Annotated in this window: 16 protein-coding genes; 1 reads left to right on the top strand and 15 read right to left on the bottom strand. The window is 70.1% G+C overall.

Annotated elements, in window-relative coordinates; translation table 11 throughout:
• Positions 1–2 precede the first annotated feature (2 nt).
• From WD026_RS15555 to WD026_RS15505, 11 genes are all read right to left on the bottom strand, one after another.
• Complete coding sequence (locus WD026_RS15555; protein WP_425724564.1) at positions 3–686, bottom strand: hypothetical protein; 684 nt, start codon at positions 684–686, stop codon at positions 3–5.
• Complete coding sequence (locus WD026_RS15550; protein WP_425724563.1) at positions 679–1,356, bottom strand: hypothetical protein; 678 nt, start codon at positions 1,354–1,356, stop codon at positions 679–681. The genes WD026_RS15555 and WD026_RS15550 overlap by 8 nt, the downstream gene beginning before the upstream one ends.
• Positions 1,357–1,463: 107 nt before the next feature.
• The gene (locus WD026_RS15545) at positions 1,464–2,126 is read right to left on the bottom strand and encodes a LysE family transporter (protein WP_425724562.1); all 663 of its coding nucleotides are present in this window, start codon (positions 2,124–2,126) and stop codon (positions 1,464–1,466) included.
• A gap of 11 nt (positions 2,127–2,137) precedes the next feature.
• Positions 2,138–3,046 (bottom strand): hydroxymethylglutaryl-CoA lyase, encoded by a 909-nt coding sequence (locus WD026_RS15540; protein WP_425724561.1) that lies wholly within the window; start codon positions 3,044–3,046, stop codon positions 2,138–2,140.
• A 13-nt stretch (positions 3,047–3,059) separates the two neighbouring features.
• The gene (locus WD026_RS15535) at positions 3,060–3,980 is read right to left on the bottom strand and encodes a 2-hydroxyacid dehydrogenase (protein ID WP_425724560.1); all 921 of its coding nucleotides are present in this window, start codon (positions 3,978–3,980) and stop codon (positions 3,060–3,062) included.
• 27 nt (positions 3,981–4,007) lie between these two features.
• Positions 4,008–6,020 (bottom strand): biotin carboxylase N-terminal domain-containing protein, encoded by a 2,013-nt coding sequence (locus WD026_RS15530; protein WP_425724559.1) that lies wholly within the window; start codon positions 6,018–6,020, stop codon positions 4,008–4,010.
• A 1-nt stretch (position 6,021) separates the two neighbouring features.
• Positions 6,022–6,723, bottom strand: coding sequence for a dethiobiotin synthase (bioD, locus tag WD026_RS15525; protein WP_425724558.1), 702 nt, complete (start codon positions 6,721–6,723; stop codon positions 6,022–6,024).
• Positions 6,720–7,964 carry an 8-amino-7-oxononanoate synthase gene (locus WD026_RS15520; RefSeq protein WP_425724557.1) on the bottom strand — a complete coding sequence of 415 codons (1,245 nt, stop codon included), beginning with the start codon at positions 7,962–7,964 and terminating at the stop codon, positions 6,720–6,722. The genes bioD and WD026_RS15520 overlap by 4 nt, the downstream gene beginning before the upstream one ends.
• Positions 7,954–9,276, bottom strand: coding sequence for an adenosylmethionine--8-amino-7-oxononanoate transaminase (gene bioA, locus WD026_RS15515; protein WP_425724556.1), 1,323 nt, complete (start codon positions 9,274–9,276; stop codon positions 7,954–7,956). The genes WD026_RS15520 and bioA overlap by 11 nt, the downstream gene beginning before the upstream one ends.
• Positions 9,273–10,064, bottom strand: a complete 792-nt coding sequence (locus WD026_RS15510; RefSeq protein WP_425724555.1) for an enoyl-CoA hydratase/isomerase family protein — start codon at positions 10,062–10,064, stop codon at positions 9,273–9,275. The genes bioA and WD026_RS15510 overlap by 4 nt, the downstream gene beginning before the upstream one ends.
• Before the next feature lie 8 nt (positions 10,065–10,072).
• Entirely contained in the window at positions 10,073–11,680 is a 1,608-nt protein-coding gene (locus WD026_RS15505) for a carboxyl transferase domain-containing protein (protein ID WP_425724554.1), read from the bottom strand.
• A gap of 110 nt (positions 11,681–11,790) precedes the next feature.
• On the opposite strand from WD026_RS15505, the gene WD026_RS15500 reads away from it, so the two are divergent.
• Entirely contained in the window at positions 11,791–12,831 is a 1,041-nt protein-coding gene (locus tag WD026_RS15500) for an AraC family transcriptional regulator (RefSeq protein ID WP_425724553.1), read from the top strand.
• A 23-nt stretch (positions 12,832–12,854) separates the two neighbouring features.
• Here the strand turns inward: WD026_RS15500 and WD026_RS15495 are convergent, their stop codons facing one another.
• The 4 genes from WD026_RS15495 to trkA are packed head-to-tail and all read right to left on the bottom strand — an operon-like array spanning position 12,855 to position 16,775.
• Entirely contained in the window at positions 12,855–13,508 is a 654-nt protein-coding gene (locus tag WD026_RS15495; RefSeq protein ID WP_425724552.1) for an HAD family hydrolase, read from the bottom strand.
• 11 nt (positions 13,509–13,519) lie between these two features.
• Positions 13,520–13,912 carry a YchJ family protein gene (locus tag WD026_RS15490; protein ID WP_425724551.1) on the bottom strand — a complete coding sequence of 131 codons (393 nt, stop codon included), beginning with the start codon at positions 13,910–13,912 and terminating at the stop codon, positions 13,520–13,522.
• Between the two features lie 6 nt (positions 13,913–13,918).
• A complete protein-coding gene (locus WD026_RS15485) occupies positions 13,919–15,379 on the bottom strand; it encodes a TrkH family potassium uptake protein (protein WP_425724550.1) in 1,461 nt (486 codons plus the stop codon).
• A gap of 4 nt (positions 15,380–15,383) precedes the next feature.
• The gene (trkA, locus tag WD026_RS15480) at positions 15,384–16,775 is read right to left on the bottom strand and encodes a Trk system potassium transporter TrkA (protein WP_425724549.1); all 1,392 of its coding nucleotides are present in this window, start codon (positions 16,773–16,775) and stop codon (positions 15,384–15,386) included.

Genomic DNA, 16,775 nt, shown 5'->3' with positions numbered 1-16,775 from the left:
GATCAGACGTATTGGGCCATGCGTTGTAGCCGCATGCGGACATGATTTTCCTGTGCAGGGTCATTCAACAGGCCGGGCAAGGCATTGGCGAACGGCGGCAGCACCAGCAGACCGGCGACCGAGCGGGCGATGTGCCGCCGCACGTCATCCGGCGCTGCAGCGACTTCCGCGATCAGCGTCGATCGTCCTTCCACCACCGTCAGGATGTCTTCGAGATCGTGACTCATGAACACGTCGTTCTTGCCACGATCTTTGAATGCTTCGAACTTGGTGGCCAGAAAGTACGGCGCTGACAGATGTTTCAGCGCCATGCCGGCCTCCGGTTCAGCCACGACCGACGCGTCGTAGCCGTCGCGGTACCACGGGTTGGCGAAGCCCAGCACCTTTTCGTCCAGCGGCACCAGGTCCAGCTGCATGCGGTTCCAGTACCAGCGGAATGGCGGGGTGTTGTCTTCCATGGTCTGGCGGAAGCCACGCTCCGACAGTTGGGCCGCCAGCTGGTGGTAACCGGCCAGGGACGCCACTTCGACGATGGCGTCCACGTCTTCGGTGGGTCGCACATCCATCAACTGGGGTTGATCGATCAGCAAGCCGGTGGCACAGCCACCCACGAACACGACCTGCTCGCACAGCGGCCCCATGGCCCGTGCCATGGCAACCAGGAGTGCGACGTTCGGGTCAGCCACGGAGTGCCTTCCTGGCGGGTGCTGGAGCACTCGGATCGATCAAGGAGCGCAGCCGCTCCATGGCCATGTTCCGCTCCCGCGCCTTGCCCACGCGCAACGCATCGAACAGGGCCAGCAGCTCGTACAGCGTGGGGTCCTGCATGGCGGCAAACGGCACAGCGGGGTGCAGCGGCTCCACCCCGATGCCCCGCACCGAGCCGTTGGGGTGGGGCCAGACGAAATCGGTGCTGCCGGGTGCAAACACCCCGGCAAAAGCCGGTGCGCTGTGACTGGTGGGCACGCCCACGGCCAACGGCATGCGAACGCCTGGAAACGCGTACTTCGCGCCATGCAGCGCGAATTCCGCCAGGTTCTGGGCGTGCACGCGCACCGGGTTGTCGGCGGAGACGTCCCCCTCTGACGAATCAGCCGGTGCTCGGCGGACACGGTTGCGCGTCACGCGGTAAATACCCGAAGGCTCCTGCAACGACGCCGCGCCCTGGCTGTCGACAGGCACCGGCGCCACGCGATTGGGCAACAGCAGCCCCGCCTCCACCGCCCGCCTGACGGCGCCATGCGCCTCTGATGTGCTCAACCCCAGCTCCTGCGCCAGCCGGGCATACGTCCAGCGCTGATCACCCCAAGCGACGAGCTTGAGGGCCACCAGGAAATCTTGGGGCTTGAGCTGCATATATTCAATATTCGCGATTTGCGAATATTGAATATACAAAAGAAGGGATCAACACGCAAGCCTGCACACACGGAGCCCTCGCCTGCCCGGGCCACCCCAGCAGGGACCTATGCCCCCCGCTTGACCAGAAACAGGCTCGCCCCCATGGCCATCAGCAGCCCGCCGAACACCCGGTTCTGCGCCCGGCGGGCGCGGGCCGTGGCCAGCCAGCGCTGGGCGCGCGAGGCCAGGAAGGCGTAGCCGTGCATGACGATCAGGTCCACGCCGATGGTGGTGACCAGCAGCACCAGCAGCTGCAGCCACAGCGGGCGCGCCGGGTCGATGAACTGGGGCAGCACGGCCACCATGAACACGATGCCCTTGGGGTTGGTGACGTTGGTGAAGAAGCCGATGGCCAGGCGCTGGCGCACCGGTGGCAGGCCAGTGGAGGCGGCCGCACCCATGGGCGCGGTCTGATCCGACGCCGTGTTGGCCGCCGACGCCTCCACCGGCGCCCGCCACTGCCGCCAGCCCAGCCACATGAGGTAGGCCGCACCCACCACCTTGACCACGGTGAAGGCGGTGGCCGAAGCCACCAGCAGCGCGCCCACGCCGGCTCCGGCCACCAGCAGGATCACCGCCAGGCCGGCCTGCAGGCCCAGGATGGTGGCGCTGGCGCCGCGCACGCCATAGGCCAGGCCGTGCGTCATGGACAGCACCGCGCCCGAGCCGGGCGACAGCGCAATGGCCCACGAGGCCACGAAGTAAGCGATCCACACCTGCCATTCCATGGCGGTCTCCTTCAGGCGGCCCGGCGGGCCAGCAGCGCGCGGCCCACGCGCGAGGCGGTGGGGCGGCCGAGTTGTTCACTGATCCAGGCACCGGCGTCCACCAGCGCGTCCAGATCGATGCCGGTCTCGATGCCCATGCCGTGCAGCATGAAGACCAGATCTTCGCTGGCCACGTTGCCGGTGGCGCCCCTGGCATACGGGCAGCCGCCCAGCCCCGCCACCGAGGCCTGGAAGTTCCACACGCCCATCTCCAGCGCCGCCAGGGTGTTGGCCAGGGCCTGGCCGTAGGTGTCGTGGAAATGCCCGCTGACCTCGTCGATGCCGTAGTGCTGCAGCGCGGCTTCCATGGCCGCCTGCACCCGGCGCGGCGTGCCCACACCGATGGTGTCGGCCACGTCCACGCGCTGAACGCCGATGCCCTTCATCAGCCCGGCGAGATACGCCACGCGCTCGGGCGCAATGTCGCCCTCGTACGGGCAGCCCACGGTGCAGCTCATGGCGCCCCGCACCGCCATGCCGGCAGCGAGTGCGGCCTGCACCACGGGCGCGAAGCGCTCGATGCTCTCGGCGATGCTGCAGTTGATGTTCTTCTGGCTGAAGGCTTCGCTGGCGGCACCGAACACCACGATCTCGTCGGGCGCATCGGCCAGCGCGGCCTCGAAGCCCTTGAGGTTGGGCGTGAGCACCGAATGGCGCACACCGGCCGGGCGGCGGATGCCGCTCATGACCGCGTGGTTGTCGGCCATCTGCGGCACCCACTTGGGGCTCACATAGCTGGTGACCTCGATCTCGGCCAGGCCGGCGGCCTGCAGGCGGTGCACCAGCTCGATCTTGACCTCGGCCGGCACCGGCTGCTTCTCGTTCTGCAGGCCGTCGCGGGGGCCGACGTCGATCAGACGCACACGGGCGGGAATGGGCATGGACATCTCCGGTTCAGTAGCCGCGCACCGGATCGACCAGCCCGGCCACCGGCTCGCCGCGCTCGAGGCGCAGGATCTTGCCGGCGATCTGGACAATGCTCTCGTCGCGCAGCGTGCGGGCCGAGGTGTGCGGCGTCACGGTGATGGCGGGATGGCGCCAGAACGGATGCTCCGGCGGCAGGGGTTCGGTGCGGAAGACATCGAGCGTGGCGCCGGCCAGATGGCCGCTGTCCAGCAAGGCGATCAGGTCGTCGTCCACCAGATGCGCGCCGCGCGCCACGTTGATCACATAGCCGCCGGGCTGCAGGCGGCCCAGGGTGCGGCGGTTGAGGATGTCGGTGGTTTGCGGGGTGAGCGGCAGCAGGTTCACCAGCACGCGGCACTGCGACAGGAAGGTGTCGAGCCGGTCTTCGCCGCTGTGGCAGACCACGCCTTCGATGCTGCGCGGCGTGCGGCTCCAGCCGTGCACCGGGAACTCGAAGGTGGTCAGCGCCCTGGCCACCCGTTCGCCCAGCACGCCCAGGCCCATGACGCCCACCACAAAGTCGGCGCGGCTGCGCGGCTTGCGGTAGCCCCAGCGGCCCTGGCGGCTGTCGGCCTCGTAACCGTCGAACTCACGGAAGTGGCGGATGACGGCGTGGCACACGTACTCGGCCATCTGCACCGACATGCCGGCATCGTCCAGCCGCACCACCTTGAGCTGCGGCGGCAGCTTCAGCTGGAGCAGCGCGTCCACCCCGGCACCGATGTTGAACAGCGCCTTGAGCTGCGTCTGTTCGTCGATGAAGGCCTGCGGCGGCGCCCAGACCACGGCATGGTCGGCCAGCGGCGCGCCGGGGCTCCAGATGTCGATCTGTGCGCCGGGCAGCGCGGCCTGCAGGCCGGCCTGCCACGGCTCGGGTTTGTTGGCGGTGAGGCAGAGGGTGATGCGCATGCGGCGAGCTTACGGGCTGCGGCGCGATCAGTCTGTCACCAGCTGGAGCAGGGCCGCGCCCTCGGCCACCTGATCGCCCGGGGCGTACAGCAGCTCGGCCACGGTGCCGTCGGCCGGGGCGGTGATGGTGTGTTCCATCTTCATGGCCTCCATCACGGCCAGCGGCTGGCCCTGGCGCACGGTGTCGCCGGCCTTCACCGCAAACGACAGCACCTTGCCCGGCATGGGCGCGGTCAGGCGCCCGCCCTCGGCCGCCGTCTCGCCGGCGTGGGCGAGCGGATCAACCACTTCGATGCGGGTGGCACCCTGCGGCGTGAACACCTGCAGCGCCTCGCCCTGCGGCCACACCTGCATCCGCAGGCGCTGGCTGCCCCAGCGCAGCTCGGTGATGCCGTCGGCCTGCACCTGCCACGACAGCGCTTGTGCGGCGCCCTCGCCCACCGCCAGCTGCAGGCCGTCGCGGGCATAGGTCAGGTGCGCGGCCACGGGCTGGTCGCCATGGCGGAAGTCGAAGCGGCGCACCAGCGTGCCGTGCGAACGGAAACCGTCGCGGCGCGAGAACGGGTCGGCCGTCTCTTGCGCCTGCTCCGTCTGCAACTGGTGGACCACGGCTGCCGCTGCGGCCAGCGCCGCGCCCACGCGCTCCTGCTGGAACAGCACCGCCGCCTCGCGCGGGATGAGCGCGGTGTCCAGATCGGCCTGTGCAAACGAGCGGCTGGCCACCACATGGCGCAGGAACTGCACATTGTTCGGCAGCCCCACGATGCGGGTTTCGGCCAGCGCGGCGTCCAGCCGGGCCAGGGCGTGTGCGCGCGTGTCGCCGTGCACGATGAGCTTGGCGATCATGGAGTCGTAGTAGGGGCTGATGGCATCGCCCTCGCGAACGCCGTCGTCGAAGCGCACCGGCGCGCGCTCGAAGGCGGCATGGGCCGGCTTGCGGTAGACCGCCAGCGTGCCGGTGGCCGGCAGGAACTGGTTGTCCGGGTTCTCGGCGCAAATGCGGGCCTCGATGGCGTGGCCCTGCATGGTCAGCTGGTCCTGGCGCAGCGGCAACGGCTGGCCGGCGGCCACGCGCAGCTGCCACTCCACCAGGTCCTGGCCGGTGATGGCCTCGGTGACCGGGTGCTCCACCTGCAGGCGGGTGTTCATTTCCATGAAGTAGAAGCGGGCGCGGCTGTCGTCGCTCCCCTGTCCTTCCAGCCCTTCCACGATGAACTCCACCGTGCCGGCGCCCACGTAGTTCACCGCCTTGGCTGCGGCCACGGCGGCTTGCCCCATGCGTTCGCGCAGGGCCGGCGTCATGCCGGGGGCGGGCGCTTCTTCCAGCACCTTCTGGTGACGGCGCTGCACCGAACAGTCGCGCTCGAACAGGTGCACGATCTGGCCGTGCGTGTCGCCGAACACCTGGATCTCGATGTGCCGCGGGCGCTGCACATACCGCTCCACCAGCACCGCGTCGCTGCCGAAACTGCTGCGGGCCTCGCGCTGGCAGGAGGCCAGTGCGGCGTCGAAGTCTTCGTCGCGCTCGACCACGCGCATGCCCTTGCCGCCGCCGCCGGCACTGGCCTTGATGAGCACCGGGTAGCCGATGCGCTGCGCCTCGGCGCGCAGCAGGGCCGGGTTCTGGTCGGCGCCGTGGTAGCCCGGCACCAGCGGCACACCGGCCGCTTCCATCAGCCGCTTGGATTCGGCCTTCAGCCCCATGGCCTGGATGGCCGAGGACGGCGGGCCGATGAACACCAGCCCGGCCGCCACGCAGGCGTCGGCAAAGGCCTCGTTCTCGCTCAGGAAGCCGTAGCCGGGGTGGATGGCCTGCGCGCCGGTGGCCTGCGCGGCGGCCAGGATGGCCTCCCAGCGCAGGTAGCTTTCCTGCGGCGTGTTGCCGCCCAGCGAAACCGCTTCGTCGCACAGGGCCACGTGGCGCGACGAGGCGTCGGCGTCCGAGTGCACGGCCACGGTGCGGATGCCCAGGCGGCGCGCGGTGGCGGCCACTCGGCAGGCGATCTCGCCGCGGTTGGCAATGAGGATCTTGGTGAACATGTCAGGTCTCCGGCATCGGGTTCAGGTGGGCGGCCACGGCCGCCGGGGTGGGATCGGCCAGGCGCGGCACCACGCCCCAGCAGGGCGCGGGCAAACCCTGGCGCAGGGCGTCGAGGTTCTCGCTCAGGTGCGGCATGGCCGGATCCAGCGTGTTGCCGACCCAGCCGGCCAGGTGCAGGCCCCGGGCGCGGATGGCCTCGGCCGTCAGCAGCGCATGGTTGATGCAGCCCAGCCGCAGCCCCACCACCAGCACCACCGGCAGGGCCAGGTCGACCGCCAGATCGGCCGTGTCCCAGCCCGGCACCAGCGGCACACGGAAACCGCCCACGCCCTCGACCACCAGGGCCTCGGTGCGCGCGGCCAGGCGGTGGATGGCGGCGCGCACCGCTGCCGGGTCGATGGGTCGGCCCTCGATGGCCGCCGCAATGTGCGGGGCACATGCGGTGCGCCACTGGAAGGGGCCGACCTCGGCCTCGCTCAGGCCCAGGTCCTGCGCGCCGTGCAGGTGGCGCACATCGTCGTTGAACCAGCGGCCCTCGGCGTCCTGCTGCTGGCCGGCCGCCAGCGGCTTGATGGCCGCCGCCCGCAGGCCCTGACGGCGAAAGGCGTGCACCAGACCACCGCTCACACAGGTCTTGCCGATCTCGGTGTCGGTGCCGGTGACGAAGCAGCCGCGCAGCAGCGCAATGGGCGAAGGGCTCATGCATCCGCTCCTTCGGGCTCTGCCATCTGTGCCTCGCTGGCTGCATCGCGCAGCACCTGCAGCAGCTGCTCCACATCGGCCTCGGTGTGGCTGGCGCACAGGGTGATGCGCAGGCGGGCGGTGCCGGCCGGCACGGTGGGCGGGCGGATGCCCGGCACACGGATGCCTGCCTGCTCCAGCCGCGCGGCCAGGCGCATGGCCTCGGCATTGCTGCCCACGATCAGGGGCTGGATGGGGGTGGTGCTGTCGGTCAGGCGCCAGGGCAGTTCGGGGTGCTTTTGCAGCAGCTCGGTGAGGCCTTCGCGCAGTTGGCGGCAGCGCGCTGCAAGGGCATGCCGGCGGTGCTGGCCTTCCGGTCCGGCCAGCAGGGCCAGCGCGGTGAGCAGCGCGTGCTCGATGGCCGGCGGCGAGGCGGTCGAGAAGATGTAGTTGCGGGCCTTCTGCAGCAGGTGGTCGGTGACGGCCTGGTGGGCCACCACGAAGGCGCCGGCCAGCCCGGCCGACTTGCCCAGCGTGCCCACCAGCACCAGCCGCGGGCTGCTCAGCCCGAAATGTTCGATGCAACCCAGGCCCTGCTGCCCCAGCACGCCCAGGCCGTGGGCATCGTCCACCAGCAGCAGTGCATCGAAGGCCTCGGCCAGTGCCAGCAGCGCGGGCAGCGGCGCGATGTCGCCGTCCATGCTGAACACGCCGTCGGTGACGATGAGCTTGCGCGGCGCGCTGCTGGCCCGCAGCCGGGCTTCGAGCGCGGCCACATCGCCATGCGGCCAGACCGTGACCTGCGCGCGGGCCAGCCGCGCACCATCGATGAGCGAGGCGTGGTTGAGCGCATCGCAGAACAGCTCCACGCCGGCCTCGCCCAGTGCGGTGACCACGCCCAGGTTGGCCATGTAGCCGGTGCAGAAGCCCAGCGCGCGGGCCTGCGGGATGTGCGGCGCATAGGCACCGCCCAGCCACTGCGCCACCGCCTCGTGCGCCTGGCTGTGGCCGCTCACCAGCGGCGAGGCGCCCGAGCCGCCACCCCAGCGGCGTACGCCCTCGCACAGCGCCTCGGCCAGCGCCGGGTGGGCGGCCAGGCCCAGGTAATCGTTGCTGCAGAACATGAGCAGTTCGCGCACGGCACCGCCGGCGCTGGCCACCGGCTGGCGCGGTGCGGTGCCGCCATGGGCCACACGCAGCTGCCGCAACAGGTCTTGCGCGGCCAGCTGTTCGCGGGTGGCGCGGAAATGGTCAAACCACATCGTTCAGGGTCCGGGTGACGGCCTCGGCCAGCCAGGCGGCGGTGGGCGGGTCGATCAGATAAGGCGGCATGAGGTACACGCTGCGACCGATGGGGCGGATCAGCAGTTCGTGCGCGCGGGCGGCCAGGTGGAAGCGTTCGGCAAAACCGTCGGCGGCACCCGGCACGTCAAAGGCCAGGATGGTGCCGCGCTGGCGCAGGTGGCGCACCCGGTCGTCCTGGCCCAGCGGGGCAAAGGCCTCGGCCAGCCACTGCGCCTGCAGCGCGTTCTGCGCTTCCTGGCCGGCGTCGAAGCGGTCCAGCACGGCCAGGGCCGCCGCGCAGGCCGCCGGGTTGCCGGTGTAGGAATGCGAATGCAGGAAACCGCGCGTGGTGTCCTCGGACCAGAAGGCCTGGAAGACGTCGTCGGTGGTGAGCACCAGCGAGAGCGGCAGGGTGCCGCCGGTGATGCCCTTGGACAGCAGGATGAAGTCGGGCCAGTCGGCGGCGCTGGCGGGCTCGGTGTGCTGCCACGCAAAAAAGCGCCCGGTGCGGCCGCAACCCACCGCGATCTCGTCGGCGATCAGGTGCACATGGTGGCGCCGGCACAAAGCGCGCAGCGCACGCAGGTAGTCGGGCGAGTGCATGACCATGCCGGCGGCACCCTGCACCAGCGGCTCCACGATGACCGCCGCCACGCTGTCGGCATGGGCGGCCAGGCAGTCCTCGATGGCCTGCAGGGCGGCGGCCTCGTTGTTCAGGCGGCTGTCGGGCGCGTCCACCGTGTGGGCGCGCATGAGCAGCGGGTCGTAGGCATCGCGGAACACGGCCACGTCGGTCACGGCCAGCGCGCCGATGGTCTCGCCGTGGTAGCTGTGGCGCAGGCACACGAAGTGGCGCTTGTCGGCGCGGCCCCGGTTGCGCCAGCTGTGAAAGCTCTGCTTGAGCGCGATCTCGACCGCACTCGCGCCGTCGCTGCCGAAGGAGCAGTGGCCCAGCGCACCGCCGGTGCGCGCCGACAGGCGCTCGGCGAGAACCACCGCCGGCTCGTGGGTGCAACCCGCCAGCATCACATGCGGCAGGGTGCCCAGCTGTGCGGTGATGGCGGCATTGATGGCGGGGTCGGCATGGCCGAACAGGTTGACCCACCAGGAGCTGATGGCGTCGAAGTAGCGCCGGCCTTCGTGGTCGTGCAGCCAGGCGCCCTGCCCGCGCGCAATGGCCAGCGGCGGCGTGCGCACCGCCCGCGCCATCTGGGTGCAGGGGTGCCACACGCTGGCCAGGCTGCGCTGCTGCCACTGCGCGTTGGGCGACAGATCGCTGGCGGCATTCATGCCGGGGTGATCCAGTTCGGGCTGCGTTTGCCCAGGAAGGACTGCACGCCCTCGCGGCCCTCCTCGCTGGCGCGGATGTCGGCGATGCGCCGCGCCGTCTCGGCGCGCAGCGCGTCGTCCAGCGGCGCACCGGCCACGTCGCGCACCAGCTGCTTGCAGGCGCGCACCGCCTGCGGGCCGTTGGCCACCAGCGCGTCCACGATGCCGGCCACAGTCGAATCCAGCGCCTCGGGCTCGACCAGCTCGTGCACCATGCCCAGGGCGTGGGCACGCTCGGCGCTGAAGCGTTCGGCGGTGGTCATGTAGCGGCGTGAAGCCTGGGCGCCCAGGGCGCGGATCACGTACGGGCTGATGGTGGCCGGCAGCAGGCCCAGCCGCGCCTCCGACAGGCAGAAGGTGACGCCGCGCGTGGCCACCACCACATCGCAGATGGCGGCCAGGCCCATGCCGCCGGCATAACAGTCGCCCTGGATGCGGCCCACCACCGGCACCGGGCAGTCGTCCAGCAGTTTCAGCATGTCGGCCAGGCGCTGGGCGTCGGCGCGGTTCTGGTCCCAGTTGAAGCCGGCCATGGTCTTCATCCAGTTCAGGTCGGCGCCGGCGCAGAAGGCCTTGCCGTGCGCGCCCAGCACCACCACCCGCAGGTCGGGGTCGCGCGCGAGCGCGGCAAAGGTGTCGGACAGGGTGGTGATGACCTCGTCGTTGAAGGCGTTGCGCACGTCCGGCCGGTTGAGCCAGACATGGGCTACGTGCGGGCGGGGGCGGGTGAGTTCGATGACGGTGGACATGGTTTGCCTCACATGCGGAAGACGCCGAATTTCGGCTCGCCGATCGGGGCGTTGCTGGCCGCCGACAGGGCCAGGGCCAGCACCCGTCGGGTGTCGGCCGGGTCGATCACGCCGTCGTCCCACAGGCGGGCGCTGGCGTAGTAGGGGTGCGACTGGTGGGCGAACTGGTCGAGCAGCGGCTGCTTGAAGGCCGCCTCTTCCTCGGCGCTCCAGGTGCCGCCCTTGGCCTCGATGCCGTCGCGCTTGACCGTGGCCAGCACGCTGGCCGCCTGCTCGCCGCCCATGACGCTGATGCGGGCGTTGGGCCACATCCACAAGAAGCGCGGGCTGTAGGCGCGGCCGCACATGCCGTAGTTGCCGGCGCCGTAGCTGCCGCCGATGATCACGGTGAACTTGGGCACCTGGGCGGTGGCCACGGCGGTGACCATCTTGGCGCCGTGGCGGGCGATGCCTTCGTTCTCCACCTTGCGGCCCACCATGAAGCCGGTGATGTTCTGCAGGAACAGCAGCGGCACCTTGCGCTGGCAGCACAGCTCGATGAAGTGCGCGCCCTTCTGCGCGCTCTCGGAGAACAGCACGCCGTTGTTGGCCACGATGCCGATCGGCATGCCCTCGATGTAGGCAAAGCCGCACACCAGCGTGGCGCCGAAGCGCGGCTTGAATTCATGGAACTCCGACCCGTCGACCAGGCGGGCAATGATCTCGCGCACATCGAAGGGCTTGCGCGTGTCCACCGGGATCACGCCGTACAGCTCCTCGGCGTCGAACAGCGGCGCGCGCGGTTCACGCAGCGCAGCGGTGACTTCCTTGCGGTGGTTGAGGGACGCGACGATCTGGCGCGCCAGCGCAATGGCGTGGGCATCGTCCTGGGCCAGGTGGTCGGCCACGCCGGAGAGGCGGGTGTGCACATCGCCGCCGCCCAGGTCTTCGGCGGTCACCACCTCGCCGGTGGCGGCCTTCACCAGCGGCGGGCCGCCCAGGAAGATGGTGCCCTGGTTTTTCACGATGATGGTCTCGTCGCTCATGGCGGGCACATAGGCGCCGCCGGCGGTGCACGAGCCCATGACCACCGCGATCTGCGCGATGCCCTGCGCGCTCATGTTGGCCTGGTTGTAGAAGATGCGGCCGAAGTGGTCGCGGTCCGGAAACACCTCGTCCTGGTTGGGCAGGTTGGCACCGCCCGAGTCCACCAGGTAGATGCAGGGCAGGTGGTTCTGCTGCGCCACTTCCTGGGCCCGCAGGTGCTTCTTCACCGTCATGGGGTAGTAGGTGCCGCCCTTCACCGTGGCGTCGTTGCAGACCACCATGCAGTCCACCCCGCTGACCCGGCCGATGCCGGCAATCACGCCGGCGCAGGGCGCATCGCCGTTGTACATGCCGTGCGCCGCCAGCGGCGACAGCTCGAGGAAGGGCGTGCCGGGGTCGAGCAGCAGCTGCACCCGGTCGCGCGGCAGCAGCTTGCCGCGCCCGGTGTGGCGGGCCCGGGCCACTTCGCCACCGCCGAGGGCGGCGGCGTCGATCTGGCGGCGCAGGTCCTCCACGGCGGCGCGCATGGCCTGCGCATTGGCCTGAAAGTCGGCAGAACGGGGGTTGAGCTGGGAGGTCAGGATCGGCATGGCGGACGCTCTGGATGCGGGGTGCGGAATTGTGGAGGATAGCCACCCCGCACACGGCCGGCCTGCCAGACAGGTTGCATATCGTGCCAGGCTTGAGCACACTCGACACCATGACCGAGACCCCCGATCCGCTGCTGCGCGGTCCTGCGCTGACGCCCATCTCGCTGGTACGGGCCATGACGCTGGCCTACCGGCAGCGCGGCATGGATCCTGCCGCCGCACTGGCATCCGCCCTGATCGACCCGGCCCGGCTTGACGACCCCTCGGCGCGCATCACCGCGGCCCAGATGGAGCGGGTGTCGGAAGCCGCCATGCGCGAGCTCGACGACGAGGCGCTGGGCTGCTTCGCCCGGCCCCTGCCCTGGGGCAGCTACGGCATGCTGGCGCGTGCTTCGCTGTCGGCGCCCACGCTGGGGCTGGCGCTCAAGCGCTGGTGCCGGCACCACGGCCTGATCGCACCCGACGCCACTCTCGCGGTCGAGCGACTCGACTACACGGCCCGCATCACGCTCATGCTGCACCGCCCGCCGGGCCCCATGGACGAGCTGTGCGTGGTCTCGGTGCTGCGCAACATCCACGGGCTGGCCAGCTGGTACGCCGATTCACGCATTGCGCTGCGCGAGGCGCACTTTCCCTATGCCGCGCCACCGCATGTGGCCGCCTATGCCGCGCTGTTCGATGCCCCGGCGCACTTCGGGGCGCCGCTGTGTGCGCTGGTGTTTGACGCCCAGTACCTCGACCTGCCCATGCGGCGCAATGAGGCCGCCATGAACCAGCTGCTGCAGCGCGCGCTGCCGCTCACCGTGCGCTCGTTCCGGCGCGACCGCCTGCTGGTGCAGCGGGTGCGCCAGGCGCTGGCCGAACACCCGGCCGACACCCACAGCGCCGAGGGTCTCGCCACGCTGCTGCACACCTCGGTGCGAAGCCTGCACCGGCAGCTGCAGTCCGAGGGCGCCTCACTGCAGGCCCTCAAGGACGAGGTGCGGCTGCAACGCGCCAGCGAGCTGCTGCTGCGCACCGGGCGCCCGATCAAGCAGGTGGCCGAAGCAGCCGGGTTCCGCAACGAGAAGAGCTTTGCCCGGGCCTTCCGCGCCTGGACCGGGCAGAGCCCCTCGGAATGGCGGCGCCCGGCCGAGGCACCCGACGCCTGAAGCCGACGCCCGACCTCGATATTTCAGGCCACCGGCCAGAACGCCAGCAGGTGGTCCATGCGGTGGAACACCCGGTGCACCGGCAGCCCCTCGAAGGCCCGGCCATGGCCATGCGGGCAGTAACCCCACACCGTGGCGCCGGCCGCCAGACCGGCCTGCGCGCCGGTGCCGGTGTCCTCGATCACCAGACAGCGGCGCGGGTCCACGCCCAGGTGGGCGGCCGCGGCCAGGTACACATCGGGCGCGGGCTTGGAACGCGGCAGGTCGTGGCCGCTGAAGATGCGTTCGCCAAAGTACGGCGCCATGCCGACCTGCTGCAGCTGCATCACCACCTTGGCCTTGTCGGCACCGGAGGCGCAGGCAATGCGGCCATCCACACGCCCATGCAGGTGGGCCACCGCCTCCAGCGCACCGGGTATCACCTGCAGTTCGGCCTGCAGGCGCTGGTTGCGGCGTTCGTAGAAGGCGCGCATCCAGTCCTCGGTGAGCGGGCGGCCGGTCTCGCGCTCGATGCGGGCACGTTCGTCGCGCACCGCCTTGCCGATGAAGATGCGTTCGCACTCGGCCGGGTCCAGCGCCCAGCCCGCTTCATTGAGCATCTCGCGCAGCACGCCGTTGGTGATGGGCTCGCTGTCCACCAGCACGCCATCGCAGTCGAACAGCACCGCGTCGAACATGGTCAGGTTCCTCAATTCAGGATGTCGCCATCCACATACAGCCAGCGGCCGTCCTGCCGCACGAAGCGGCTGCGCTCGTGCAGGCGCTGGCCGCGGCCCTGGATGCGCGAACGGGCGACGAACTCGACCTCGGCCGCATCAGGTCCGGTGACGCGGTGGCCACGCACCTCCAGACCCAGCCAGCGCACGGCGGGGTCGGGCGTGAGGTCGGCCGGGCAGTGGTCGGGGTGCCAGGTGGCGCGCAGGTGCTCGGCATGGCCGCGCACGAAGGCGCTGTAGCGCGAGCGCATGAGCGATTCGGCATCGGGTGCCGGCACGCCGGTGCCGATGTAGCGGCCGCAGCAATCGGCCCAGGCGGCACGGCCGCAGGGGCAGGCTTCAGCGGAGGCTTGCGGCTTCGCCATCGAACGTCAACGCCGCCAGAAATGTCCTGTGAACAGCACCAGCACGGTCAGCAGCTCCAGCCGGCCCAGCAGCATGGCGAAGGTCAGCACCCAGATCTGGAAATCGTTGAGCACGCCGAAGTTGCTCGACGGCCCCACCAGCCCCAGGCCGGGGCCGATGTTGTTGACCGTGGCCACCACCGCCGAGAACGCGGTGACGATGTCCAGCCCGGTGAACAGCAGCAGCATGGTCAGGCCCATGGTGGTGGCACCGTAGATCAGCATGAAGCCCAGCACCGAGGTCATGACCGGCATGGGCATCACGGCCCCGCCCAGCGTCACCGGGTTGACCACACGCGGGTGGATGATGCGCACCAGCTCGCGCCGGGCCTGCTTGATCAGCAGCACCATGCGGACCATCTTGATGCCGCCGCCGGTGGAGCCGGCGCACGAGGCGAAACAGCCCAGGAACATCATGAACACCGGCGCGAACACCGGCCACTGCGCGTAGTCGGTGGAGGCATAGCCGGTGGTGGTGGCCAGCGAGACCACATGGAAGGCACTGGTGCGCAGGGCCTCGGGCACGCTGTCGACCACGCCGTGCGCCGCCAGCAGCACGCCCACCACCAGCACCGAGACCGCCAGCACTGCGAGGTAGGTGCGGATCTCGCGGTCGGCCGTGATGACCCGCAGCGAGCGGGTGCGCAGCACCACGAAGTAGCGCACGAAGCTGATGCCGGCCAGCGCCATGAAGACGGTGGCCACCAGCTCGATCTGCGGCGAGTTGAAGTGGCCGAAGCTGGCGTCGTGCGACGAGAACCCGCCCAGGCCCATGGTGGTGCACATGTGCATGAAGGCATCGGCCCAGCCCATGCCGGCCCAGCGGTAGGCCAGCATGCACAGCACCGAGAACAGCACGTACACGCCCCACAGGCCGCGCGCGGTCTCGGCAATGCGCGGGGTGAACTTGGTGTCCTTCATGGGGCCGGGCGTCTCGGCCTTGTAGAGCTGCACGCCGCCCAGGCCCAGCAGCGGCAGGATGGCCACCACCAGCAGCATGATGCCCAGACCACCCACCAGCTGCAGGAAGCAGCGCCAGATGTTCACCGACACCGGCAGGTCGTCCAGCCCCGAGAGCGCCGTGGCCCCGGTGGCGGTGAGCGCGCTCATGGCCTCGAAGTAGGCCCGCGCCCAGTCGATGTCGGGCACGGTGAACATCAGCGGCAAGGCCGCAAAGGCCGGCAGCACCACCCACACCAGATTGACCAGCAGGAAACCGTCGCGGGCCTGCAGCTCGCGGCGGTAGCGCCGGGTCCAGCGCCACAGCAGCAGGCCGCACAGCAGGTTGAGCGCCAGGCCGCCCGCCCACACCGCCACATGGTGGTGTGCATCGAGGAACCAGGCCCAGCCCAGCGGCACCAGCCAGGCCGGTGCAAAGGCCAGCAGGATGCGCGAGAAGACCGAGAGGACCGGCAGCAGGCTGTACATGGAATCAGCCGAAGAAGGTGGCGCTCACCTGGAACAGCTTCTCCACCTCGCGCACCTGCCGCTTGTTGGGGATGAAGATGATGATGTGGTCATCGGCTTCGATGACCGTGTCGTGGTGCGGCATCAGCACTTCCGACTTGCGGCCCTCGCCGCGCACGATGGCGCCGATGCGGGTGCCCTGCGGCAGCTTGATCTCTTCCACCCGGCGACCCACCAGCTTGCTGGTCTTGGCGTCGCCCCGGGCGATGCCTTCCAGGGCCTCGGCCGCACCCCGGCGCAGGCTGTGCACCGCCGCCACGTCGCCGCGACGCAGGTGGGTCAGCAGCTCGCCGATGACGGTCTGCGACGGCGAGATGGCGATGTCGATGGTGCTGCCCTGCATCATGTCGGCGTAGGCGCGGCGGTTGATCAGCGCCATCACCCGGTTGGCCCCCAGCCGCTTGGCCAGCATGGACGACATGATGTTGTCCTCGTCGTCGCTGGTGAGCGCGAGGAACATGTCCATCTCGCCCACGTTCTCGTCCAGCAGCAGGTCTTCGTCGGCCCCGTCCCCGTTCAGGATGAGCATGCTCGACGGCAGCTGGCTGGCCAGGTATTCGCAGCGGCGCTTGTCGCGTTCGATGATCTTCACCTCGCACTGCCCGGCCAGGCTGCGGGCCAGCCGCAGGCCGACCTTGCCGCCGCCGGCGATCATGACCCGCTGCACCGGCTTGTCGATGTGGTGGATGGCGCCCAGCACGTAGCGGATCTTCTGGGTGTCGGCCAGCACGAAGACCTCGTCGCCGGCCAGGATGCGGGTGTCCGGCCGGGCCTCCATCTCGGTGTCGAGCCGGTAGAGCGCCACCACACGCATCTCGCACTGGGGAAAACGCTGGCGGAACTCGCCGATGGTGTGGCCCACCAGCGCGCCGCCATGGGCCGCCCGCACCACGATCAGGCTGGCCCGGCCCTCGGCGAACTCCAGCACCTGCAGGGCCTCGGGGTAGCTGATGAGCTGGTGGATGTAGCGCGTGACCGAGGCTTCGGGGCAGATCACATGGTCGACCGCAAAACCGGTCTTGCCCAGCAGGGTGTCGCCCTCGACGAACTCCGGCGAACGCAGGCGGGCGATCGTGCTGGGGATGTTGAACACATCGTGTGCCACCTTGCAGACCACCAGGTTGGTGTCGTCGTTGGCGGCGCAGGCGATCACCATGTCGGCGTCCTTGGCACCGGCCTCCTTCAGCACCGAGGGCTGTATGCCGTTGCCCACCACGCCGCGCAGGTCCAGCCGGTCTTCCAGCAGACGCAGCCGGGCGGCGTCCATGTCGACCATGGTGATGTCGTTCTGCTCCGACACCAGGCTCTCGGCCACGCTCTCGCCCACGCGACCGGCCCCGAGGATGATGATGTTCAT

It is taken from the genome of Hydrogenophaga sp. R2 (assembly GCF_049843595.1).
Lineage (GTDB): Bacteria > Pseudomonadota > Gammaproteobacteria > Burkholderiales > Burkholderiaceae_C > Hydrogenophaga.
Note: the sequence above shows the minus strand (reverse complement) of the source record. Positions and strands in the feature narration are given on the sequence as shown.